The organism is Thalassospira lucentensis MCCC 1A00383 = DSM 14000 (assembly GCF_000421265.1).
GTDB classification, from domain to species: Bacteria; Pseudomonadota; Alphaproteobacteria; order Rhodospirillales; family Thalassospiraceae; genus Thalassospira; species Thalassospira lucentensis.
The window spans coordinates 53,126-76,869 of sequence record NZ_ATWN01000007.1 but is presented as its reverse complement, the minus strand read 5'-3'; the positions used below and the strand labels follow the sequence as shown (position 1 = coordinate 76,869).

19 protein-coding genes are annotated in these 23,744 nt (G+C 54.0%); 6 read left to right on the top strand and 13 right to left on the bottom strand.

Annotated features, from left to right (window positions below; genetic code table 11):
• The first annotated feature begins 295 nt into the window (after nt 1-295).
• The gene (locus K355_RS0114910) at nt 296-1,075 is read left to right on the top strand and encodes a phosphodiesterase (protein ID WP_022732958.1); all 780 of its coding nucleotides are present in this window, start codon (nt 296-298) and stop codon (nt 1,073-1,075) included.
• Between the two features lie 6 nt (nt 1,076-1,081).
• On the opposite strand, the gene queG is transcribed toward K355_RS0114910, so the two are convergent.
• The 10 genes from queG to K355_RS0114860 form a co-directional block, all read right to left on the bottom strand.
• Nucleotides 1,082-2,248: a tRNA epoxyqueuosine(34) reductase QueG gene (gene queG / locus K355_RS24115; protein ID WP_022732957.1), complete on the bottom strand. Its 1,167-nt coding sequence runs from the start codon at nt 2,246-2,248 to the stop codon at nt 1,082-1,084.
• A gap of 117 nt (nt 2,249-2,365) precedes the next feature.
• The gene (locus K355_RS0114900) at nt 2,366-4,873 is read right to left on the bottom strand and encodes a TonB-dependent siderophore receptor (RefSeq protein WP_022732956.1); all 2,508 of its coding nucleotides are present in this window, start codon (nt 4,871-4,873) and stop codon (nt 2,366-2,368) included.
• 146 nt (nt 4,874-5,019) lie between these two features.
• Nucleotides 5,020-6,069 carry a FecR family protein gene (locus K355_RS24110; protein ID WP_022732955.1) on the bottom strand — a complete coding sequence of 350 codons (1,050 nt, stop codon included), beginning with the start codon at nt 6,067-6,069 and terminating at the stop codon, nt 5,020-5,022.
• A 97-nt stretch (nt 6,070-6,166) separates the two neighbouring features.
• Nucleotides 6,167-6,691 (bottom strand): RNA polymerase sigma factor, encoded by a 525-nt coding sequence (locus K355_RS0114890; RefSeq protein WP_022732954.1) that lies wholly within the window; start codon nt 6,689-6,691, stop codon nt 6,167-6,169.
• A 195-nt stretch (nt 6,692-6,886) separates the two neighbouring features.
• Nucleotides 6,887-7,354 (bottom strand): preQ(1) synthase, encoded by a 468-nt coding sequence (gene queF, locus K355_RS0114885; protein ID WP_022732953.1) that lies wholly within the window; start codon nt 7,352-7,354, stop codon nt 6,887-6,889.
• Between the two features lie 11 nt (nt 7,355-7,365).
• The gene (tgt, locus tag K355_RS0114880) at nt 7,366-8,508 is read right to left on the bottom strand and encodes a tRNA guanosine(34) transglycosylase Tgt (RefSeq protein WP_022732952.1); all 1,143 of its coding nucleotides are present in this window, start codon (nt 8,506-8,508) and stop codon (nt 7,366-7,368) included.
• A gap of 6 nt (nt 8,509-8,514) precedes the next feature.
• Nucleotides 8,515-9,567: a tRNA preQ1(34) S-adenosylmethionine ribosyltransferase-isomerase QueA gene (queA, locus tag K355_RS0114875; RefSeq protein ID WP_022732951.1), complete on the bottom strand. Its 1,053-nt coding sequence runs from the start codon at nt 9,565-9,567 to the stop codon at nt 8,515-8,517.
• A 91-nt stretch (nt 9,568-9,658) separates the two neighbouring features.
• A complete protein-coding gene (locus K355_RS0114870) occupies nt 9,659-10,213 on the bottom strand; it encodes a VUT family protein (protein WP_022732950.1) in 555 nt (184 codons plus the stop codon).
• Nucleotides 10,214-10,446: 233 nt separating this feature from the next.
• Entirely contained in the window at nt 10,447-11,910 is a 1,464-nt protein-coding gene (locus K355_RS0114865; protein WP_309471178.1) for an inorganic phosphate transporter, read from the bottom strand.
• A 234-nt stretch (nt 11,911-12,144) separates the two neighbouring features.
• Nucleotides 12,145-15,702, bottom strand: a complete 3,558-nt coding sequence (locus K355_RS0114860) for an AsmA family protein (RefSeq protein ID WP_022732948.1) — start codon at nt 15,700-15,702, stop codon at nt 12,145-12,147.
• A 514-nt stretch (nt 15,703-16,216) separates the two neighbouring features.
• Between K355_RS0114860 and K355_RS0114855 the strand changes: the two genes are divergently transcribed.
• The gene (locus K355_RS0114855) at nt 16,217-17,053 is read left to right on the top strand and encodes a DUF2189 domain-containing protein (protein ID WP_022732947.1); all 837 of its coding nucleotides are present in this window, start codon (nt 16,217-16,219) and stop codon (nt 17,051-17,053) included.
• 338 nt (nt 17,054-17,391) lie between these two features.
• Entirely contained in the window at nt 17,392-18,477 is a 1,086-nt protein-coding gene (locus K355_RS0114850; RefSeq protein ID WP_022732946.1) for a lipid A deacylase LpxR family protein, read from the top strand.
• A 64-nt stretch (nt 18,478-18,541) separates the two neighbouring features.
• Here the strand turns inward: K355_RS0114850 and K355_RS0114845 are convergent, their stop codons facing one another.
• Both K355_RS0114845 and K355_RS0114840 read right to left on the bottom strand, forming a co-directional pair.
• Complete coding sequence (locus K355_RS0114845) at nt 18,542-19,945, bottom strand: FAD-linked oxidase C-terminal domain-containing protein (RefSeq protein WP_022732945.1); 1,404 nt, start codon at nt 19,943-19,945, stop codon at nt 18,542-18,544.
• Nucleotides 19,946-20,192: 247 nt separating this feature from the next.
• Nucleotides 20,193-20,900 carry a TIGR00266 family protein gene (locus tag K355_RS0114840; protein WP_022732944.1) on the bottom strand — a complete coding sequence of 236 codons (708 nt, stop codon included), beginning with the start codon at nt 20,898-20,900 and terminating at the stop codon, nt 20,193-20,195.
• Between the two features lie 301 nt (nt 20,901-21,201).
• Between K355_RS0114840 and K355_RS0114835 the strand changes: the two genes are divergently transcribed.
• The 3 genes from K355_RS0114835 (at nt 21,202) to K355_RS0114825 (ending at nt 23,349) form a co-directional block, all read left to right on the top strand.
• Nucleotides 21,202-22,203, top strand: coding sequence for a sensor domain-containing diguanylate cyclase (locus K355_RS0114835; RefSeq protein WP_022732943.1), 1,002 nt, complete (start codon nt 21,202-21,204; stop codon nt 22,201-22,203).
• A 184-nt stretch (nt 22,204-22,387) separates the two neighbouring features.
• Complete coding sequence (locus K355_RS0114830) at nt 22,388-22,864, top strand: GNAT family N-acetyltransferase (protein WP_022732942.1); 477 nt, start codon at nt 22,388-22,390, stop codon at nt 22,862-22,864.
• A 227-nt stretch (nt 22,865-23,091) separates the two neighbouring features.
• Nucleotides 23,092-23,349, top strand: coding sequence for a YjhX family toxin (locus tag K355_RS0114825; protein ID WP_022732941.1), 258 nt, complete (start codon nt 23,092-23,094; stop codon nt 23,347-23,349).
• Nucleotides 23,350-23,387: 38 nt separating this feature from the next.
• Here the strand turns inward: K355_RS0114825 and K355_RS0114820 are convergent, their stop codons facing one another.
• Nucleotides 23,388-23,741: a VOC family protein gene (locus tag K355_RS0114820; RefSeq protein ID WP_022732940.1), complete on the bottom strand. Its 354-nt coding sequence runs from the start codon at nt 23,739-23,741 to the stop codon at nt 23,388-23,390.
• Nucleotides 23,742-23,744 lie beyond the last annotated feature (3 nt).

Below are 23,744 nucleotides of genomic sequence, written 5' to 3'. Positions count from 1 at the left end.
TTTCAGTAGAGCCTATTCCATTTAGATTGCATCGTTTTGTTTGCGTTTGGCGAATTGTTTGGCAAGGCACGGCGTGCAGGGCGATGCGGCGCATCGTTCAAACGGCGTAACGCTGCCAAACGTCGCCAAACACAAACCCTTCGGGCCTGGATCACCTTCTGCCCCGCAGCGTCAAAGGTCTTCACCGTAGCACCGCTACGCTCGGCGAACCTTTCCTTGCAGCACAGAAGGTGATCTCCGGCAAAACGGTGCAATCTAAATGGAATAGGCTCTAGGATCATGATAGGGCATCGCCATGAAATTTATACATCTTTCCGACACGCATATTCTCGCACGTGATGATTATTCACGCCATCCCGATGCCGCCGCCACGCTCGGCAAAATCATTGGCGAGATTAACAAATACCACCGCGATGCCGAGATTTGCGTCATCACCGGCGACATCACCCATCATGGCCATCCGGAACAGTATGAACAGGCAATTGCCATTCTGGACGACCTTGCCATTCCCTATATCCTGATCCCCGGAAACCATGACGAACGGGCGGCGTTCAAACATGCCTTTCCCGACACCCCGGTGGATGAAAACGGCTTTATCAATCACGGACACACATTTGGTGGGGTAAGGTTTGTGATGATGGACAGCATCGTTCCCGGCGCCCATCACGGTACATTATGCCAGCATCGTCTGGACTGGCTGCGCAATGAGCTAAATGTCCACCGTGACACCCCAACCTTCCTGTTCATGCATCATCCGCCGTTTGAAATGGGCCTGCCGTTCATGGATACCATTCGCCTTGACGCTGATCAGGAACTGGCCGAAATCGCTACCGCCAACCCACAGGTCAAACATCTGTTCTTTGGCCATTTGCACCGCCCGGCAACCGGCACATGGCAAGGTGTGCCCTTCCTTCTGGCTGCCAGTACGCAATGCGGCGAACCGCTTGATTTCCGTCATGAGAAAGAAGAAGACCTCGAAGACCGCAATCGGCTTAATCCGGGATATGGCATTGCCTTTGCCGACAGCACCGGCGGGCTTCGCTACCATTTCGATTTCATCAAATTTGATCTGTAAGTGCGATCAGGCGGCCTTGGTTGCCTGATCCCATTCATCACGCACCACCGAGCTTTCTTCACCCGTGTAATGGTCTGATTTAAGCGTGGCAAACGCATCCGACGGCATCAGTTGGGTCAAGGCCCAAACCGCACTGGCCCGGATCAGGCTGCTTTCATCAGACAATAACTTTTCAACACGCGGGATCAGGCTTTCCGCCCCGCTATTGCCCGCAGCAATCAGAACATTGCGCAGGAATTTGGCCCGGCCAATCCGCTTGATCGGTGACCCGGTAAAAAACGCCCGAAATTCCGCCTCATCAAGCTCAAGGAAATCGGCCAGCCGGGGGGCTGTCAATTCCGCGCGCGGGATAAAGGCCAGCTCCTCGGTCCGCGAAGCGAACTTATTCCACGGACAGGCCGCCAGACAATCGTCACAGCCATAAATCCGGTTGCCCATCGCACGGCGAAACTGGTGCGGGATCACATCATCATGTTCGATGGTGAGGTATGAGATGCATTTACGTGCATCCAGTTTGTACGGCGCTGGAAACGCATCGGTCGGACAGGCCGAAATGCATTTTGAACACGACCCGCAATGATCGATTTCCGGCGTAGCCTGCTCGAACTCAAGGGTTGTGAACACCTCGCCCAGAAACAGCCAACTGCCAAATTCGCGCGACACCAGATTGGTGTGTTTTCCCTGCCAACCAATCCCGGCTGATTGACCCAACGGCTTTTCAAGAACCGGCGCGGTATCGACAAACACTTTGACCTGCTCACCACCTGCCCCTGACTTTTGCGCCTGTTCCATCAACCAGCGCGCCAATTGTTTCAGGCGCTTTTTGATCAGATCGTGGTAATCCTTGTTCTTGGCATAGACCGAAATCATCGCCCGGTCGGGGTGATCCAGCAAGGCCATCGGATTTTCCGCCGGGCCATAATTACTGCCCAGCACAATCACGGATTTCACATCCGGCCACAACGCCACCGGATCACGGCGGCGCGGCAACCGTTCGGGATCATTCATCCAGTCCATCGACCCGTATTCCCCACCCGCAACAAACTCATCAAGACGCTTCTGATTACGCGCATCAATGCTCGGGCGCGCAACACCACAGACGTCAAAGCCGATTTCACGGGCTTTGGCCTGAAGACGTTCAAGCGTGATCGCATCTGCGCTGTGGGCGGCCATGGCGTTTGATCTATTGGTTGTCGAACCGGGTACTCTCGTCTGCCTTATATAATCATCTGCCCAAAACGCAAAAGGCCGCAGCAAAAAGCTGCGGCCTTTGAAAACAGTCCGGGGTGCTTAGAACTTATACCGCAATGTTCCGACGATGGAACGTGCATCGCCAAAATAACAGTTCGCAAGCGTGTAACAGGATGCGACGTATTCCTCATCCAGCAGATTGTTCACATTGAGCCTGAAATCGAGATCATCAAACCCGACATAAGCAAGATCATAGTTCAGTGCGAAATCCAGAACCGCATAATCCGGGACCTTCTGCGTATTGGTCACATTTGCCCAAGTTTCACCGACATAACGAACACCGCCCCCCAGACCAAGCCCGTTCAGCGGACCTGACAAGAACTGATAGTGTCCCCAAAGGGATGCCATATGTTCAGGCACCTGCATGGATTGCTTGCCATCCTTGCTATCACCGGGCGCATCATATTGCGTATCGGTGTAGGTATAACTTGCAATAAGATCAATGTTGTCATTAACCCGACCACGTGCTTCGAGTTCAAGACCACGGCTTTCAAGCGACCCTGCCGGGTCATACGCCGTCGTGGTTGAATTATACAATGCAACATTGTCCTGCCGGATATCAAAGACAGCAGCACTCAATAAGATGTCGTCACCTTCCGGCTGGTACTTGATACCGGCTTCGTATTGCGTGCCTTCGGTGGGTTCAATTGGATCGCCATTTGAATCAGAAAGCAGGCTCGGATCAAAAGATTCGGAATAGCTGATATAGGGCGCAATACCGTTATCAAACAAATACAACAAACCGGCATTTTTCGTCAGTTTTTCACGGTCCTGACCTGTTCGCGTATCGTCAAGCCTGCTCAGATTTGATGTTTCCAGCCAATCCTGACGCAGTCCAAGCGAAAACCGCCAGTTTTCATAGGCGAATTGATCCTGAAGATAGACTCCCGTCTGCTCCAGCTCCTTGGTGTTTAGTTTGTAAGGCGTTCCAAATGTCACGTTTGAACCACTATAAACCGGATTAAACGCATTAATATTGGATGCCGTTTCGTACCAGTAATTGGTCCGCGCCCGGCGATGCTGATAATCAAGACCTGCCAGTACTGTGTGGTCTATCTGCCCCGTGGAAAAATTGCCCTCAATCTGGTTGTCACTGCTCAAAGCACGCAAGGTTTCGTCGCCACCATAGTAAGTACGAGTGAGTTCATTTGACGTCCCAGACCACCCCGTCTGGTACACCTGATCAATATCAACACTGGAATCGAGGTATCTGAGCTTGTGGCGCAACGTCCAGTCCCGGTCAAAATCATGTTCAAACTCGTAACCGACCATGTTCTGAACACGGTCAAATTTTTCCAGATCGGGATCGCCGTCAAAGAAACTTCGCGAAATATACTGACCATTGCGTGGATAAAGCGTTCCCTCTGCCGGTACGCCGTTATGCCACCCACCTTCCGGGTCACGCTGTAAATATGCCTGCACGGTCAAGCGCGTATCATCGGTAAAATTCGCGGTTAAGGACGGTGCAAGAACATAGCGTTCCTCTTCGACATAATCGAATTGTGTATCTTGCGCATCCGCCTTGCCGACAACACGATAGGCCAGCCTGTCACCTTCGGTCAGTGGCCCTGTCACATCAAACGCCACAGCACGCTGGTTCCGGTTGCCATAAGACACCTCGGCCTCACCCTTTTGTTCGAACTCCGGCGTTTTACTTGAAAGGGCAACCAATCCCCCCGGCGAACTGCGGCCGTACAGAACCGATGCCGGTCCTTTCACAACATCTGCGCGATCAATAAAATACGGATCGACCTGCATCGAGCTATAGGTCGAGTTATCGCCCATCATCTGCATGCCATCGAGATAGACATTATCGACACTGTTTTCGGTCATGCCGCGCATGACAACATAATCATACCGGCTCGTGGCACCGAACTGTTCGGCAAAGACACCCGGCGTATAGCGCACCGCATCCATAACACTCTGGGACCCCTGATCTGTAATCTGGTCACTGGTTACAGTAGAAATGGACTGTGGTGTTTCAAGGATTGGCGTTGCGGTTTTTGTCCCAGCCTGTGACTGTGTGGCGAGGTATCCCACAACAGGGCCATCGGCCTGCTCATCGATGGCATTCGCATCGACACGCACCGGATCAAGAACGTTCTCACCGCTGGCTGCAACCTTTTCAATCGTGATCGTGCCACCGTCGGTATAGCGCCAAGTGAAACCGGTTCCGCTCAGAAGCGCACCAAGGGCCGCATCAACCGACATTTCACCCTGAAGAGCCTGTGCTTCAAGCCCACCCAGTCCTTCGGACGGAAAGAACAGTTTCACATCGGCCTGATCGGCAAAGCTGGTCAGCGCACGGTCGAGCTCCTGTGCCGGAATATCAAACGTCACCAGCGTTGACTGGGCAATTTCAACATTCTGCGCACCATCTGTCCCCAGTGTCGCAGCACTCGCCTGCCATGGGCTGGTTGCGACAACCCCGGAAATAAGGGTGGTCGCCACAAGACGGCGCACCCACTGATTGCGCATATCCCCTGCGTGGTGAACTGACGCCTGATCAACCGTTGTCAGCTTCATCGCATTACCTGAATTCATCATAAGGCCTTCTGGTTAACTTCCCCATTGCGAATGATGTTAATAACTACAATCATTCTCTTTTGACCTTATGACGATCCCGGCTAACGAGATTTGCACCTAATCTTTCAACTTTTTTGAAAATATTTCGATGTCACCGCTTTGGGTGTCTAATAGATCACCGTCACAAGCGGCAATTTCAGGACACTTGCGCCCGTTGTTTGCGTAAGCGACGCCAACAGATCATCAAGTTCGGCGATGTCAAAAACACCCGTGACCTTCAAGTCCCGCAGGCGATCACGCGCAATGATGATCCGGCCAGTCTGGTAACGCTGAGCTTCATCAATCACATCGCCAAGCGACCGGCTGTTGAAAATCAATTTGCCACGTTGCCAACTGCCATAGGTCGCAAGATTGATGTCATCGCGAAGTACCGGCGGCGTTCCAACCTGATAAGATGCCCGGTCCCCGGCCACAAGACGCACCGCCTTACCCGTCCCATTGCTGACTTCGACAATGCCTTCCTTCACAGTGACCCTGGCATGGTCACCGTCAATCCGCACCCCGTATACCGTACCGACCGCCATGGCTTCACCGCCAATCGCCGAGACGATAAAGGGATGCGCTGCGTCCTTGGCAACCTCAAAGATCACCTCACCCGCCGCAAGATCAATGCGCCGCACATCATCGGAATACTCAACCGAAAATGCCGAGGCAGTATTCATATGTGCAACCGTGCCATCGGGCAGTGTCACCGTCTCAAATTGCCCGATTCCGGTACTGTAATCGGCATTCCAGCGCCCCAAAATCCCGGTTCCCTGAATGCCTCCGACAATCGTCAGGACAAGCACCGCGCACAGCGATGCCATTGCGATGACGGCACGTCGCGTGGCAAACACCGCGCGTGGCCCAGACTGTACTGGTCGGCTCCTGCGCGAAGGCATCGCAAGGCGATTGGGCGACACAGGTTCTGACCCTGTCCAGTTTTGCGCCGCATTGGTTTCATCAACACCGCCCAGAAGGGCTTCTGCATCACGGACCGCACGAATATGGTCATCGCTTTGCCCGCGCCATGCGGCAAAAGCCGCAAAGTCCGCCGCCGTCGCGTCCCCGGAATGCAGACGCACAAGCCATTCAATGGCCTGATCGCTCAGCGCGATCATGTCATCGTCATAGGCGTTTAGTATCGCCTGCTGTTGCGCGGATCCACCCGACGTCAAAACCCGTATCCCCAAAACTGCTGGCTGACCGCCCCTGAAATTTGGCTTCTCATCATAAGACGAACGAGCCTGTCTGCATCGACAAAACTTTTTGACATTATTTTTCGCCCCCGACCACAAGAGCATCGCGGCAATGCCTTAACGCACGGCCAATATATTTGGCCACCATGCTGTTGGAAACACCAAGTTTCTCGGCGATTTCGGCATGTGACAGCCCCTCAACCCGAAACATCAAAAGCGCGGCGCGTGCATTTTCCGGCAGTTTTTCCAGTGCCCGATCCAGCAGCATGATCTGTTCCCGCGACAGGAAAATGGTTTCCGGTCCCGGCTTGGGGTCATGGATGTCGGTACCTTGCGCATCGCCGTCAAACCGTGCTGACATCCGGCGATCATGGCGAATACGATCAATCGCAAGGTTCCCCGCCACCCGATAGATATAGGCGCGCGGATTATCTATCGGTTCGTCAGTGTCGGATGTTTTGGCAAGCCGGACATAGGTATCTTGCACCACATCGGCCGCACATTGGGAATCACCATTCAGCTTCCGGGTCAAAAACCGCAAAAGCTGTTCATAGTTTTCCTGAAAACTTGCCATCAAGACGGATGCGCCGTGACGCGCCATCATCATTCCCAACCAACAGATACCAAACGTCGCAGGTGATCCCTGCCGCCCCTTCCATTAGCAGGAACTATAAATAATGACAATGAGAATAATTCGCAAAATATACCATTGAAGACCCAAACAGCTTTCCGAAAACACAAAAGGCCGCCTTGTTGCCAAAGCAGCCTTTAATTCTGGTTCTGCCGATACCCGGTATCAGCCACGCCCGCGATAGGGCGCAACCCCCTGATCAGGGATCCAGACACCTTCTGGTTCGGCACCTGTCTGATAAAACACATCAATCGGAATACCGCCGCGCGGATACCAGTACCCGCCAATGCGCAGCCATTTCGGATCAAGGGTTTCGACAATGCGTTTGGCGACCTTGATGGTGCAATCTTCGTGGAAGGATCCATGATTACGGAACGAGGTCAGGAAAAGTTTCAGCGATTTACTTTCCACCAGCCAGTCACCAGGAATGTAATCAATCACCAGATGGGCAAAATCGGGCTGACCGGTCATCGGGCACAGGGACGTAAATTCCGGTGCGACAAACCGCACACAGTAATCGGTTCCGGCCTGTGGGTTGGCCACACGTTCCAAAACGGCTTCATCCGGGGATGCGGGCTGTGCTGTGTCACTGCCCAGCATGGTCAGATTGTCATAGATCGTTTGATCGGCCATGACGGTTCTCCTTAATCCTCGATGATCGGCACGGGATCAATATCCCCGCCTTCCTGTGCGGCATGGAAATCGCGTGCAAATGCGTCCATGCGGCCCTCGGAAATCGCGCTCCGCATATCGCGCATCAAATCCTGATAATAGGCAAGGTTATGCCACGTCAGCAGCACGGAACCGAGCATCTCGCCCGCCTTGATCAGATGATGCAAATAGGCGCGCGAATATTTCGTGCAGGCCGGACATCCACATTGATCATCCAGCGGACGGTCATCATCACGATGACGCCCGTTTTTAAGGTTCAGCGTACCACGATGGGTAAAGGCCTGTGCATTGCGCCCCGACCGGGTCGGCAAAACGCAATCAAACTGATCAATCCCGCGCATCACGGCCCCGACAAGATCAGACGGCTTGCCAACCCCCATCAGGTAACGCGGCTTGTTGGCAGGCAACATATCAACGCAGAAATCAAGCGTATCAAACATGATCTGCTGGCCTTCACCCACCGCAAGTCCGCCAACCGAATGCCCCGGAAGATCAAGCTCGGTCAGCTTTTCCGAACTTTCCCGACGCAGGTTTTCAAACACACTGCCCTGCTGAATGCCATAAAGCGCATATCCTTCACGATTGACAAACGCATCTCTGGACCGTTTTGCCCAGCGCATCGACATCTGCATGCTTTCGCGTGCCTGTTGCTCGGTCGCGGGGAACGGCGTGCATTCATCAAACGCCATGGTGATGGTCGATCCCAGCAAATGCTGAATTTCCATCGACCGTTCCGGCGTCAGGTTAAATTTGCGCCCGTCGATATGGCTTTTGAACGTCACACCGTCTTCGGTGATCTTGCGCAGTTTCGCAAGCGACATCACCTGATACCCGCCGCTATCGGTCAGGATCGGCTTGTCCCAATTCATGAATTTATGCAGGCCACCAAGACGTGCAATGCGTTCCGCCCCCGGACGCAACATCAAATGGTACGTATTGCCCAGCAAAATCTGCGCACCGGTATCTGCAACATTTTCCGGCAACATCGCCTTAACCGTCGCCGCCGTACCAACCGGCATAAAGGTCGGCGTATCAATGACACCGTGGGCGGTGTAAATACGTCCCAGACGGGCCTTGCCATCTTGGGCAAGCAGTTCATAGCGAAATTCGGTCATGTCTGATTATGTCCGTGCATCAATTTTGTTGGCGCATTCAAGCAAGCTGCAATCGCCATAAGAATAGAAACGGTATTCGTTTTCGATCGCGTGGGCATAGGCCGCCTTCATCCGGTCAAACCCGGCAAAGGCCGATACCAGCATGAACAAGGTCGAACGCGGCAGATGGAAGTTGGTCAACAACATATCCACCGCCCGGAACTTATATCCCGGCGTGATAAAGATGTCGGTTTCGGCCTCGAACGGTTCAACCACCCCGTCTTCACGTGCCGCACTTTCAAGCAATCGCAACGACGTCGTCCCAACCGCAACAACCCGCCCGCCATTGGCCCGCGTTTCATTGATCAGATTGGCAATTTCCGGCGAAATTGATCCCCATTCCGCATGCATTTTGTGGTTCTCGGTGTCATCAACCTTCACCGGCAAAAACGTCCCCGCCCCGACATGCAGCGTAATCGTGCGGCGCTTGATCCCGCGCGCATCAAGATTGGCCAGCAATTCCGGGGTAAAGTGCAATCCGGCCGTCGGGGCCGCAACCGCGCCGTCCTTTTGGGCGAAAATGGTTTGATAATCGGATTTATCCTGATCATCGCCACCTGTTTCGCGCCGGATATAGGGAGGTAACGGCATCACACCATATTCCTCAAGCGCGGCAATCAAATCCGCACCGGACTTATTGAACCGCAATACCACTTCGCCGCCGTCCTTTTTATCAAGGACTTCGGCCTCAAATTCATCATTCACAAAGAATGTTTCACCAATCCGCAGCTTCTTGGCTGGCTTGGCAAAGGCAACCCAAGTGCCAAGGCCTTCCTGCTTATGCAAGGTGACTTCGACCTTTGCCTCCCCACGCTTGCCAAACAGGCGGGCCGGAATAACACGGGTGTCATTTGAAATCAGCAAATCACCGGGACGCAAAATATCGGGCAATTCGCGCACGATACGGTCTTGGATATCCGCCGCCGACAGGTCCAGCATACGCGCGGCATCACGCGGCGATGCGGGATGTTCGGCAATGCGCTCACGCGGCAATTCGAAATCGAACAGATCGACTTTCATGGATCAGGGCTATTCCAGAACAATGAACAAACAAATGAAGGGGCGTTTTATGCGCCCCTTCGCCAAAAATCACAAGCCACTGGCCTGTATATCAGCCCTGTGTTGGCTGTGCTGAACCCACATTCAGACGCGGTGTCACCACCGCCATCAACAAACGGAACGGTGCAAGACAGGTCAGCGCCATGATCACCTTGGCGGTGAAATCGCCCATGGCCCATGTATGCCAAGGCAAACCGGTGCCCACGAACGCAATGGAAAAGAACAGCGCGGTATCAACAGCCGACCCGATCCCGCTTGAGACAAGCGGCGCTTTCCACCAGGTTGCCTGACGCAGTTTGTCAAAGATGGTGACATCAAGCATCTGCGCAATCAGGAAAGCCGACCCCGATGCAATGGCAATGCGTGTGTCGGCAAAGACCAGCGACAACACAACCGCCAACGCAAACCCCGCCAGCACTACAAGACGGGCCGCCCTGGCCCCGCGCGCGCGGTTGGTCAAATCCGTCACAAGGAACGCCACCGGATAGGTAAACGCGCCATAGGTCAGCCAATCGGCCAAAACGCCGGGCAGCGGATATTCGACCAGAATGTTGGATGCAACAACCGTTGCGGCCATTGCCAGAATGCCGAAAATGATGGCTTTCATCTATCTGTCCTTCAATAGGGTCGACCCACGCATACCAAATCTCGCGGCCCACTTTATTGGGCGACGATCAAGACCGGGTTCGGTACAACTTTGGTTGCCGGGTGTTTACGCCCACGGCACAGACCGGTCAAGGAAAAACGGCGATCAGGGAACCCCTGACCGCCGCTGCAGATCGCTGCACATACCCCAAAAAGTGCGGGGTACTGTGCCGCGAAACTCTATTCTTTTTGATATTACAACATAATGCCGCGAATGGTGAAGAACAGCAAGGCTCCCAGAAACGCACCAGCCGGTACCGTCACCACCCAGGCAGTTGCGATGGTAAATGCATAGTTCCGGCGCACCAGAAGACGCTTGCGCAACTTCTTCTCCGCCTTTTTGGCTTCGTTCGGGTCGATCTGACGCAGGGCTTCGATATGCTCGTTGGCCTGATCCCCGTTCCCAACGTTCACCAACATTGGCGGATTGATCTTGCGGCGACGGTGACTAAGGCTTTCGCGCAGGAAGCCAACCCCGAACACCGCCCCCACCGCAATGTGGGTGGAACTGACCGGAAGACCAAGTGCGGATGCAACAATCACAGTCAAGGCTGCCGACAGCGCGACGGTATAGGCCCGGATCGGATCAAGCTTGGTGATTTGTGTCCCCACCGTCTTGATCAACTTCGGACCAAACAGGATAAGCCCGGCTGCAATGCCAATCGCGCCGATGACCATCACCCAAATCGGGATCGGCGCAGATGTCACGATCTCCCCGCTGTTGATACCCGAAACAATGGCCGCCAACGGGCCAATCGCATTGGCAACATCGTTCGACCCATGGGCAAATGACAGAAGGGCCGCTGACACAACCAGCGGAACCCGGAACAAGGATGCAATTTCCTTGCGACGCCCCGTCATATTGGCAGAAGCCCGGAAAACGGCCTTACGGACAGGCAGGACCGTAATGACAAAAGCAGCAATACCAATTGCAATCACAACCGGCGTTTCCACTTTCCAGATTTTCTTAATGCCCTTCATCATCAGATACATGGTGAAGGCCGAAACCATCACCCCGACAAGGATGGGCACCCATTTGCGCGCCGCAGCAACCCGGTCGTCGGTATAAAGGATGCGGAACTTGATAAAGGCCAGGAACCCGGCGGCAATCAAGCCCCCCAGAACCGGCGAGATCACCCAGCTTGCAGCAATCGTGCCCATGGTCGGCCAATTCACCGCGTCAATGCCGACGGCGGCCATACCAGCGCCCATCACACCTCCAACGATGGAATGCGTGGTCGAAACCGGCGCACCAACCCAGGTCGCAAGATTAAGCCACAAGGCAGCAGCAAGAAGGGCTGCCATCATTGCCCAGACAAAGGTCTGAGGATCGGGCATCCGGGCCGGATCAATAATGCCGTTCTTGATCGTGCTGACAACATCGCCACCGGCAATGATCGCACCAGCAGCCTCAAAAACAGCGGCAATCAAAAGCGCACCAACCATGGTCAGCGCCTTGGACCCCACCGCCGGACCAACATTGTTGGCAACGTCATTGGCCCCGATGTTGAGCGCCATGTACCCGCCAATGACGGCTGCTGCAATCAGGAAACCACTTTGCGGTACCCCGCCCATTTGAAAGGCGACAAACGCGCTGCACGCCAGCAGGAACACAAGTGCCAGACCAAGCTTCGCACTGATCGAGGCGGTTTCACCCATCCCCGCATCCATGCGCTTCTGCCACCTAAGGTCCTTATCCAGAGCCGTTTTCTTTACCGACATAATCAACCGTAACCACCAAAGGGAATCGACGCGCGGATCATGTAGAAGCCGAGCCACTTTGTTAAGGTTTTTTTGCCGTTATGTGACAATCAACTAAGATGACAAAGGCGCAAAAATAAAACGGCCCCGCACTGCAGGGCCGTTTCAAAGATAAAATCTCAAGGACGGGGATTAGCGACCGAATTGATTCAAAAGACCTTTTAGCAATCCTTTGGCCGCATCCTTACCCGAGTCACCAGTTGAACCGGACGATCCATCCCCGCCAAGCGCCTTGTCCAAAAGGTTATCAAGAACCTTCACCGCAACCTTGTCCATCCGCCCCGTAATCACCGGATCGTCAATTTTGCCTTTGGCAAAGACACTGAACGGCGGCAGTTCTTCGATTTTTTCCGAGAAATCAAAGTCGGCGCGCGTATCCATCACCCATTTGGGCAAATCAAGGGTCGCATCCGCATCCGCCGTCCCCACGCGTGAGGTTGCCTCGACCCGTGTGGTTTTGGCCACACCGTTGGTAATGGTGATATCGGCCTCAAGCGTTTCAAGAATGTCGTTGTTGCCAATGCCCTCAACCACCATGGCCTGTGGTCCCTGACGCAGCAAAGCCTGCAGGTTAAGCTTCGGATCAGCAGACCGTTTATCGGCATTGCTAAACCGCACATTATTCAGGACAAAATTGGCTGTCCCGCCAAGGGCTGACACCAGACGACGCGATGTATTCCCCGATGAGGAAACATCAAACTTGGTTTGAATACCGCCATTGATAAGGTCACTGGCAACCTGAATTGGGGCAAGTTTTTCCACCCGCGCACCATCGAGCGAACCTTTGAGGGCAAGTTTGGGAATGTCGGTGCTGCGCGCATCGAAATTACCATCAATCGCCAGATCACCATCGCCCAACACACCGGTCAGCTTGGAAATCGTCAACAACCCGGCAACAAGATCCGCCTTCAAGTCCGGCTTCATCAGGCTATAGGTATCAAAATCAAGCTGATCAAGGGCAATGGCGATGTCGGCATCAATCGACCGCAAGGCCGAAACATCAATCACCGTATCATCCCATGGCGTGCCATCACGGGCATCCACACGGGTGACACTTGCCGTCTTCGGCAGGTTAAATGCTGCCTTGCGCATCCCACTTCCCGCACCCGGCATCAAACCAGCGCGTTTCTCGGCTGGCAGGAACGGATCAACTGCAAGCTTGCCACCAGAAAGGCTGACGGTGACTTTTGGCTGGGCCTGCGTCGCGTCAAACTTAACATCCCCCGCCGTTTCAAATGCTCCGACGACCAGTTTCAGGTCGCCCAGATTGATGTTCTGTGCCGTTCCCTTAACCGTACTGGAAAGTGCCAGGCGCCCAAGGTTCCCCGATGGGGTATAGGTCGGGGCCACCAGATCAAGTGCCCGGTTCAGGCTTGATGCCTGAACACCAAGTTTGCCATCAAGACCGGGATTGGCCCCAAAGATATTGGCCAACACACCCTTAAGGCTCACCTGTGCCAACGGATTGGACACATCAAGATCAAGTGTTGGTCCGCTCACAGGCCCGTTCAAACCAAGATTGGCCTGAATGCTTTTATAGCTGCTAGCCGGTGCCGGCAGGGTAATCCCCGTCAGTTTCGCCAACGGCTCAAGCGTTTTGGCCGTAACGCGCACGGCCAAACCTTCAAATGCCGGAATGTCCGTAGCACCATTAAATGTTCCCTTGGCACTGGCCGCAAGACCAGCCGCATCGGCAATGGCAAAATTGTTCAGTGCGATCTTGCGCCCATTGATGTTGCCATCAATAACGATCCCGCGCACCGACACACCCGATGAAATGATCTCATCGGCCGACAACCGATAATTGGCTGCCATCCCGTCAAGTGGTGCCAGGGCATCCTTGATCAGTTTGACCATATCGGCATCTGTGCCGCCCGCAGTCCCTTGACCAGAAGCCCCATCAGATGATGTTGCCCCCGAACCAGAAGTCGTCCCTGACGACGCACCAGACGCTTGATCAGTGCCCGCCGCACTTGGGCTGCTCGGAAGGTATTGATCAAGATTGATGCGATCAAGCTTAAGCCCGATACCAAGGGACGGCAGCCCCGGACCACTGATATTGGCAACCACAGCACCGCGAATGGCAGTGTCATCGATGCGCATGTCCAGATCGGAAATGTTAAGCTGCTCAGGTGTGCCTTTAATCCCGCCAGTCAACGAGAAACGGCGCAACCGATCAGCGCGCACACCATCAACATCAACACCAAGCCAACGGATCACCGCACGGATGTTTTCCGATGCGATTTCATAGCTAAGTGCCGCAGATGGTGTCGATTTTTCACCCGAAATACTACCAAACACTGCCAAGTCCGTTCCACCGGGCAATCCGGCGGATACCTCGTTCAAGGTGACTTTGCTGTTGGCTATCGCCGCGTTGATACGGGCATTGTGAATGGGCGTCTGATTATAAATCAGGGTTTCGACTTCAAAGTCGATGGATGCTGTCAGATCGGCCGGAATAATCGGCCCGTTTGCTGAACCGGATTTCACCGAACTTTGCGATGGAATGGACTGCGCCTCATCGGATGCTTTTCCGGCATCGGTCGATGATGAACCCGATGCGGTGTCGGCTTCTGGTGCCTTTACGCCATCACCGACGTCGGCCAGCACCAGAATTGAATCAAGATCAAGCTGGTTAAAGCGCAACGCAACATCAGCCCGCATACGCGGTTCCTGATCAATCGCAATCGCCCCCGATCCACGGGTTTCCCCAAAACGGATCGACAAATCATTTAACGTAACCGATTTGGCATCGGCCGTGATGTGCCCGCCAAGGTCAAACGGCTTGGCGGCAATATCGGGGATGTCTGCTCCCTCACCGGCAATGCGCAATGCTGCTGCGCGCAGATCATCAAACTTGCCTTCAATCTGGCCGTCAAATCCGGGGTTGTCCGATGACAGGTCAACTTTACCCCCCAGCGAAATGCCCCCATCGACCTTGTCGACACCGACCTTGAGGCTGACCGGGAAAGGGCCGGTTTGGCTGATCTGTCCGACGTTAAATTCAAACGTCAGCGGAATGCCGCGATAAAACACATATCCTTCGCCGTCCATCGGGCCATTCAGGCTATCGGCCGACACACCAATGGTCAGCCCTTCGATGCGTTCCTCACTGCCCGGTGTGCGGTAAATGATCGTGGCATTTTCGACCTCAAGCTGGTCAACCTGAATGGCGCTGGAGAAATCGCTGCTTGCACCATCATCACCGGATGTCGGTGCAGCCGGGGTGTTTTCTGTCGATGGCGTTGCAGGCTCGGGCGTGGTGATCGTCCCCGCATCCGGGCCGGAACGCTTTGCCTGTGCCGGATCAAACACAAGGTTGTTGCTGCCATCTTCAAACGTTTCGATGGCAATCACCGGATCAATCAGGCTGATTTCGGTGACCTGAACATTGCCGGTCAGAAGCGGCATCATCGCAACGGAAACCCGCACTTCTGAAATCGTGACCATGTTCGCGTCCGTCGCACCGGGCGCATTGCCAAGTGCAACCTGTTCTGCCGACAAGGCAGGCGACGGGATCAACGACATCGACAAATCGCCATTGATTACAAGTTCGCGTCCCGTCGCATCACGGACAGCCTGACTGACCTGGGCCTTATAGCCATTCCAGTCGATCAGGGATGGAATGATCAGCAACGCTGCAATCAAAACGACCAGCACAGCGCCGATAACGGCAAGGATTTTTTTCAAAAGTCAGGCTCCGCTTGCTCGCAAGATCGTTCTGCCGGTGGGCAGCGACCTTTTAAGGTTCGATTTCAAGTTTCGGGTCAGGCCCCAAAGCATAGGGTTCGTATTACGTCTCGCAATAGAAAATGGCGAGAGATTGTTCACAGACCGTCCGATTGGTTTTCCGATGTTCAGATGGGTCTTATCGCCCCAATTGTCCACATCCCATGTCATCTGTATGGGTCATACGCCGTGATCAAGCATCCAGACTGATTAAAATCTGATTTTTTAACCAATCCAAACAATCCCACAGCATGCGGGAACATAACCCAATTTCATCAGAATGGCACATCACACATTCTTTATACATGCTTTAAAATCAACGGGATGGTGGAAATCCGCCCTTAAAATGATACATTTTACACACCACTAAATTCAATCCTGACTTTCAGGCAGATCAAAAGATCGTTTTGCAAAAAGCGACACGCCAAATGAGACGGGCCAAATCAAACCGGCCAAAGCGACAGGGAGGACACCCATGACCGAAACAACAATCGTAAAGACAAACAATACGGTCGAACCCACAATAAGCGGCATCGCCATTCGCGAAATCACCACCGATCAGTCCGGTGCATGGCTTGAAGCAGGCTGGCGTGATTTTAAACGTGCCCCTGCCATCGGGTTGGCCTATGGCGCATTCTGTGTTCTTGCAGGCTATCTTGTGGTCCTGAGCATCTTTCGAACTGGGCAACTTCATCTGACCTTACCCTTGGCGGCAGGCTTTATGCTGCTCGCCCCGCTTCTGGCCGTCGGGCTTTATGAAACCAGTCGCCGCCTTGAAATGGGCGAGAACGTCACCCTGTGGCACAGCCTGAACGGGTTTCGCCGCAACCCGGGCCAAATTGGTGCCATCGGCATTATGTTGATGCTGTTCTTCTTGGTGTGGACACGTATTGCGATGTTGCTGTTTGCCTTGTTTTATAATGGCACGGTGCCATCGCTTGATGTGCTGGTGTGGGAAACCTTCTTTTCGCGTGACGCCATGACCTTCCTGATCACCGGAAGCATCCTTGGCGGTGCATTGGCCATCATGGTTTTTGCGGTTTCGGTCGTGTCGATACCTTTGCTGGTTGATCGCGACGTTGATGTCATCACGGCTGTTATCATCAGTGTCGCGGCATTTCGCAAAAACTGGAAAGTCCTGACCGGCTGGGCGGCGGTGATCGCCATCCTGTCGGCATGTGGCATGGTTGTGTTTTTGTTTGGCATGGCTGTCATCATGCCGCTTCTGGGCTTCTCAAGCTGGCATGCCTATCGCGGGCTGATTGATACAAGCCAAACAGATGTCGCGCGCCTGCGCCGCAAAACGGCCTAAACTGCCATAAGACATCACGCATAGCATCGTTAATAAAGGCGCCTGCCCTGGGATCACATGATCGATCAAACGGGCGGGCGCTTGACGTTAAGCCCGTAACCTCGTCCTGTTTCTTTCACCGACGATTTGCGGGCTCTTTTCCTGTACGACAGCAAACACCCGATGAACGTTTGCGCCCGATTTAGCCCAGATGGGAACAATCGCGCGTCGAGCGAGTTTATGTTAACTGTGGACGGATGCGTTAACTATGCGACACTGCGCCATAAATTGGGCAAAATCAGAATTGAATTTGGTTTGAAATTCCAACAACAAAGCCGATTGAGCGAGTAGAACCCACCATGCCATTGCCCAGAGCCATCCAGTATCCTGCGGCCCTATCGGTTTCATTGCTCAGCCTGATCGCAGCAACGCAGCATGTCAGTGCGCAGGAAAACACAGCCAGCGGACCGCAATCGACCCGAACCCCGGATGAAAAATGGGGGGTGTCGCTCTCGGTGGAAAATGACGTATTCACACCGACCAACAGTGATCAGCATTACACCAATGGCGTGCGTCTTGCCTTTATCTCGCCTGAGGATTCCGCACCGGCATCCTTCCTCACTGCTGCCAAAAAAGTTCCATTCTTTGCCTCGAACGGTCGCATTCGAACCAGCTATTCCTTCGGCCAGACCATGTACACGCCCGACGACATCACAATTGCCGAAAACCAGCCCGATGATCGTCCATGGGCCGGTATTCTGGCCGGTACGGTCGGGCTGTTGTCCGATACCGGATTGCAAAATGATGGTGACGGCAACTATTCGCGGATTGATACGCTTGAACTGACACTGGGCGTGGTCGGGCCAGCATCGCTTGCCGACAAAACACAGAAAATCGTTCACAAAAACATCAACAGCCCTGCCCCCGAAGGCTGGGACAATCAGATCGAAAACGAACCGCTGCTGAACCTGACCTATGAACGCAAATACCGCAGCTGGTTTGAAGCCGACATTGCCGGGATCGAATTTGATGCCACCCCGCACGGGGCTGTGTCGCTTGGCAATGCCTTTACCAATGCCGAGGTCGGCACGATGTTTCGCATGGGGTTTGACTTGCCTGCCGATTACGGTCCGCCGCGCATTCGCCCCAGCTTGCCGGGATCTGATTTCTTCGTCCCCGATACCGAGGGCTTCCCACTAAGTGGGTATCTGTTTGCCGGGGTCGCCGGGCGGTATGTCGCACGTGATATCACGCTTGATGGCAATACGTTCCAGGACAGTAATTCCGTCGACAAGGAACCGCTGGTCGGGGATCTGCAAATCGGCTTTGCCGTGATCATGGGTCAGGCACGTTTGACCTATACCCATGTGTATCGCACCGCCGAATATACCGCACAGGATGGTGCTGACCAGTTCGGATCACTTTCCCTGTCGTTCCGGTTCTAACCAAAACAAAAACGGGGCGCAAAAGGCCCCGTTTTTCGCATCAATCATAAATAGTCTGATGATATCAAAGACCGGGAATAAGCTTCCCCGGATTCATCAGACCTTTGGGATCAATCGCGTTTTTAAGCGCACGCATCAGCGCAATCGTATCGGCCCCGTGCTCGGCTTCCATGAAATCAAGCTTGCCATAGCCAATGCCATGTTCCCCGGTACAGGTCCCGCCCAGTTTAAGCGCACGTTCGACCATCCGGTCATGAAGGCGCTTTGCCTCGGCCATCTGACCGGCATCTTCGGGATCAAGCAGGATCAGGGTATGGAAATTACCATCCCCGACATGACCAACAATCGTGCAGGTCAACGGGCTGGCATCACAATCGGCACGGGTCTCGGAAATCGCTTCGGCCAGTTTTGAAATCGGCACACAAACATCGGTCGGCATGCCCGCCTTACCCGGCTCAAGCTGAAGCGACGCGTAATAAGCCTTGTGGCGTGCCGCCCACAGTTTATTGCGGTCTTCCTGACGGGTCGCCCACTGGAATTCCTCGGCCCCGAATTCTTCGGCAACCGATTGCACAAATTCCGCCTGCTCCTTCACCCCGGCATCCGTACCATGGAATTCAAAGAACAAGGTCGGCGCTTCTTTATGATCGGTTTTGGAATATTTATTGATCGCCCGGATTTGCATTTCATCGAGAAACTCAATGCGTGCGACCGGAATACCCGCCTGAATGGTCAGGATCGTGGTATCAACCGCGGCTGCAACCGACGGAAAGACGCACACCGCCGCCGACATCGCCTCGGGGATGCCATACAGCTTCAAGGCGATTTCCGTGATCACACCAAGGGTGCCTTCGGACCCGACAAACAACCGCGTCAGGTCATAACCCGCCGATGATTTACGCGCCCGATTGGCGGTCTTGATGATTTTACCATCCGGTGTCACCACCGTCAGGTTCAAGACGTTCTCGCGCATGGTGCCATAGCGCACCGCATTGGTGCCCGATGCGCGGGTTGCCGTCATGCCGCCGATGGATGCATTCGCCCCCGGATCAATCGGGAAAAACAAACCGGTATCACGCAAGTGATCATTAAGCTGTTCACGGGTGACACCGGCCTGAACCCGGCAATCAAGGTCCTCGTTATTGACCTCCAAAATCGCGTCCATGCGCGACAGATCAATACAAATCCCCCCGCGCAAGGCCGCAACATGGCCTTCAAGCGACGATCCAACGCCAAACGGCACTATCGGAACCTCATGCGCGGCACAGAGTTTAACCACCTCGGCGACTTCCTCGGTCGTGGTGGCAAAAACAACCGCATCGGGCGGCGATGCTGCGTGCCAGCTTTCATCCTTGCCATGCTGCTCAAGCACAGCCGCCGCTGTCGAAAGCCGATCTCCAAGCATCTCGCGCAAGGTGCTGATCAGGCTTTCCGGGGTTTCAATGCGTTCATATTGACGATCCGACATGACGTTCCTCGTATTTTCGGGGCTTTGCCCCCTTGGTCCGGGTGGCAATCAGGTTTGCCTGAACGCACAATGGCCCATTTGAATGTGGGGATGGACCATCGATCTGCTCGGGCGACCTTAAATGATTTCGCCCACCCTACGCCGAGATGGTCGAAATTGGTATTACCTTTTACCCAGAAAATGCAAAAAAAAGCCGCCCACCACATGGTGAGCAGCCTGATCCATTGTCCGTCTCAGCACGCGGGAATTACCCCTTATTGCGATCTTGCGGCAAGGCTGCGGCAATCCGGTCCGCCAGCCGCGCAAACGGCAAGCTTTGCAACCAGACCGTTCCCGGCCCTTCAAGGGTGGTGACAAAAAGCCCTTCGCCACCAAACAGCGCATTGGTAAAGCCACCAATAAACTTGATCGAATAATCCACCGACGGCGTCAGTGCCACCAGCGCCCCGGTATCAACGCGCAACGTCTGGCCCGGTTGCAGTTCCTTTTTAATGATCGTGCCCCCGGCATGCATGAACGCCAGCCCATCACCGGTCAGGCGTTGCAGAATAAACCCTTCGCCGCCAAACAACCCGGCCCCGATTTTCTTGGAAAAGGCGATATCAATATCAATGCCCGCCGCCGCACACAAAAAAGCATCCTTTTGGCAGATGATTTCCCCGCCATAGGTCGCAAGATCAAGCGGCACCACCTTGCCCGGATAAGGGGCGGCAAAGGCAACATGCCCCTTGTTCTGACCTTCATGCACGAAACTGGTGATAAAGAACCCCTCGCCGGTCAGCATGCGCTTAAAGCCGGAAAAGATGCCGCCACCCGTACCAGTCTGCATGGCAATGCCGTCGGACATATACATCATGGCCCCGGCTTCGGCCCGAACCCCCTCGCCCGGATCAAGTTCGATCTCCACCAACTGCATTTCTTCACCATGGATCGTGTAATCGATCACGTCTGCCATCGGGGCGTCTCCTGTTTTATCTTTAATCAATCTTGGTTCGGCCAATTGGAAAGTCCGATCAAGTTTGAAACCTGTCTCCTGCAATCGCAAGTAAAAGGGGCAACAATCTGACCGACAATCCGAAAATACAGATTATTGAACTGCCCACGACGACAAAAAACACATCCCACAGCCCCTAAATCATGGAAAAGAAAGCTTGTTCTTAACCTTCATCAGACAAATATGAAGATAGCGGGGGCACCACATGTCAGTTAAGGCCATTGATGCTCCATGATCACGCCAAGAAGTGAAAGCAGTCTCGATGGTGACCCTGAAAACACAGGACTGGCTGGCAAATGATGAAGCCATGCTGTCTTCAATGGACAAGTGGCAACGTGCTGTTGACCTGATGACGGGGCTTTTGGGGGCCACGGCGGGCTATGTTGTCGAATACAATGACAAACTTGGCTTTCGCGCCGCCTTGACCAGCCAGAATGACGCAAACCCCAACCGCAAACTATCGGGCAAGTCCGAACCCGCCAGCAGCAACATTTACTGCCGCCGCGTCGCACAAACCAAGGCATCGTTTTATGAACCCGATGCCACAGGCAAGCCCGAGTGGGCTGATAACCCCGAACTGACCGAAGATGGGTATGTATCCTATTACGGGGTGCCGCTGTTTTGGCCCAATGGCGTGGTGTTTGGCACCCTGTGCGTGTTTGACACCAAACCCACCGGATATGACAAACGCCAGCTTGAACTTCTTGAATGTTTCCGCGACCTGATCGAGGCCGATTTGCGCCTGTATGAGCAATACCAGATCATGCGCAATATTTCGATGTCAGACCCGTTAACCGGCCTGAACAACCGCGCCGGATTTGAAATGCTGGCCCATCAGAAAATCCGCATCGCCAAACGCTATCACCACAACATCGGGATCATTTTCATTGATCTTGATGACATGAAACACTGGAACGATGATTACGGCCATGCCGCTGGCGATGCAGCCCTGCGTGCGGTTGGCAAGGCCATCACCGAAAGCATCCGCGAAGTCGACATTTGTGGCCGCATGGGCGGCGATGAGTTTGCCGTTCTGGGGTATGTGCGCAATCGCGGTGATTTGACGACAATCATCGCCCGCGTGCGCAATGCGCTTGCCAATGCCAAACTATCGGTCCCCAAGGCAAAAACACCGATCCGCGAAACCCCGGAAATCAGTTCGGGTGCATCGGTGTTTTTTGATCCGGTCAATCAAAGTCTTGAGGACATGATTGCCGTGACCGATCTTGAAATGTACCGCGATAAAAAACGCCGTCGTAAATAACACCGCCTCATAGGGCCAAAGGGCCCGGTCACAGTGCCAGATGCACGGCATCCATCGCTAAACAACACAGAAATCTGATGTTCAGAAGTCTGGACATTAACCACATGGTATGAAATTTAGGCGACACTGAACGCTGGGTCATTTACACCCCAACCAAAATAACGAGCACGAGCTTTTATAAAAAATGCAGATCCGCAAAGGCACTGCCAACGATCTTTCTCTCATCCGCGACCTGACAAAGCGCGCGACAGATTCAACCTATTTCATCGAAGGCATGGGGGATTCTGCGGCCAAAACCGTTGCCGCCTATGTCGCCAAATCGACCGATGTTTTCCAATATGCGCTTGGCAGCGAAAATCACTCTGTCTATGTCGCCACCGCGGACGAACATCTTCTTGGCTACGTGATCGCCATTCACGAAAGCCCGGAAATCGACTGGATCATGGTTGATCCGGCATCACACGGCAGTGGTGCAGGCAAGGCGCTCATGATCGCCGCCCTTGATGCGCTGGCCGAACATGGCGCGCGCAGCAATGTGCGCTTGACCGTGGTCGCGCACAACGAACGCGCCAAGGCATTCTACCGCAAATTCGGCTTCCTTGTGACCGGCCCGGTCCCCGACCGTGACATTCCAACTGTCGAAATGCAGCGCGCGGCTTGACAATAGACACGCAAACCGACAATTTGCGTCCACATACTTCATCGGAGTTTTTATGTCAGAGTCCCGGCGCAGCCGCTGATCGCGGTTTGACAGTCTAACCTTATCCAGACCGCTGATCAGCAGATCGGATCGCATGCCCAATCATTCATTGGGGGGTGCGTGACCGGTACTGTTGTGCCTGTCCCGATCGGAAACCGCTTTTCTTACTGGTTTTCGGACTCTGACCATTGAATATATCGAAAAATGAACAGCGCGTGCTTCATGTACTCGCACAGGGCGGCCTGATCAAAGTGATCAAGGACGACAAAAACCATATCCTCGAAGCAGATTGCATCACACGCGACGGCTGGTTTCTGACCGCCTGCACGATCGAGGTTTTCAAGAAACTGCGTAAACGCCGCTTTATCCGTTCACACGGAGGCGCGCCATATCGCATAACCCGTGAAGGGCTGGTTGCGGTCCGCGCAGAATTGTTCCAACGCTAATGACAAAGCCCGGTCATCTCACAAGACCGGGCTTTTTATCATTTATGCTCAAGGATATTAACCAACTTGCCAAACGGGTCGCGGACATAAAACCGCCTGACACCCCATGGCTCATCGACCGGGCCATATTCGATTTCGATACCGGCAGCCGTCATCCGACCCAGTGTTTCTTCAAGATCATCGACCTCAATCGACATGTCGGGAACCGGGGTGCCCGATCCGCCTTCGGTGGCGAAATTGACCTGTGTGGTCATGGTTTCACCCGCGGCGGCAAACGTCCTGATCCAGCCGTGATCCATGACGGTCGAAAGACCCAGAATATCCTCATAAAAGGCTTTGGCCTTGGCGATATCCGTAACCGCGAAGTTTGACACAATGCGTTTTACTGCCATTGG

Coding starts and splice junctions, on each gene's coding strand:
- K355_RS0114910 (WP_022732958.1), top strand. CDS start 296: ATGAAATTTATACATCTTTCCGACACGCATATTCTCGCACGTGATGAT.
- queG (WP_022732957.1), bottom strand. CDS start 2,248: ATGGCCGCCCACAGCGCAGATGCGATCACGCTTGAACGTCTTCAGGCC.
- K355_RS0114900 (WP_022732956.1), bottom strand. CDS start 4,873: ATGATGAATTCAGGTAATGCGATGAAGCTGACAACGGTTGATCAGGCG.
- K355_RS0114890 (WP_022732954.1), bottom strand. CDS start 6,691: ATGGCGCGTCACGGCGCATCCGTCTTGATGGCAAGTTTTCAGGAAAAC.
- queF (WP_022732953.1), bottom strand. CDS start 7,354: ATGGCCGATCAAACGATCTATGACAATCTGACCATGCTGGGCAGTGAC.
- tgt (WP_022732952.1), bottom strand. CDS start 8,508: ATGACCGAATTTCGCTATGAACTGCTTGCCCAAGATGGCAAGGCCCGT.
- queA (WP_022732951.1), bottom strand. CDS start 9,567: ATGAAAGTCGATCTGTTCGATTTCGAATTGCCGCGTGAGCGCATTGCC.
- K355_RS0114870 (WP_022732950.1), bottom strand. CDS start 10,213: ATGAAAGCCATCATTTTCGGCATTCTGGCAATGGCCGCAACGGTTGTT.
- K355_RS0114865 (WP_309471178.1), bottom strand. CDS start 11,910: ATGGGTGAAACCGCCTCGATCAGTGCGAAGCTTGGTCTGGCACTTGTG.
- K355_RS0114855 (WP_022732947.1), top strand. CDS start 16,217: ATGACCGAAACAACAATCGTAAAGACAAACAATACGGTCGAACCCACA.
- K355_RS0114850 (WP_022732946.1), top strand. CDS start 17,392: ATGCCATTGCCCAGAGCCATCCAGTATCCTGCGGCCCTATCGGTTTCA.
- K355_RS0114845 (WP_022732945.1), bottom strand. CDS start 19,945: ATGTCGGATCGTCAATATGAACGCATTGAAACCCCGGAAAGCCTGATC.
- K355_RS0114840 (WP_022732944.1), bottom strand. CDS start 20,900: ATGGCAGACGTGATCGATTACACGATCCATGGTGAAGAAATGCAGTTG.
- K355_RS0114835 (WP_022732943.1), top strand. CDS start 21,202: ATGGTGACCCTGAAAACACAGGACTGGCTGGCAAATGATGAAGCCATG.
- K355_RS0114830 (WP_022732942.1), top strand. CDS start 22,388: ATGCAGATCCGCAAAGGCACTGCCAACGATCTTTCTCTCATCCGCGAC.
- K355_RS0114820 (WP_022732940.1), bottom strand. CDS start 23,741: ATGGCAGTAAAACGCATTGTGTCAAACTTCGCGGTTACGGATATCGCC.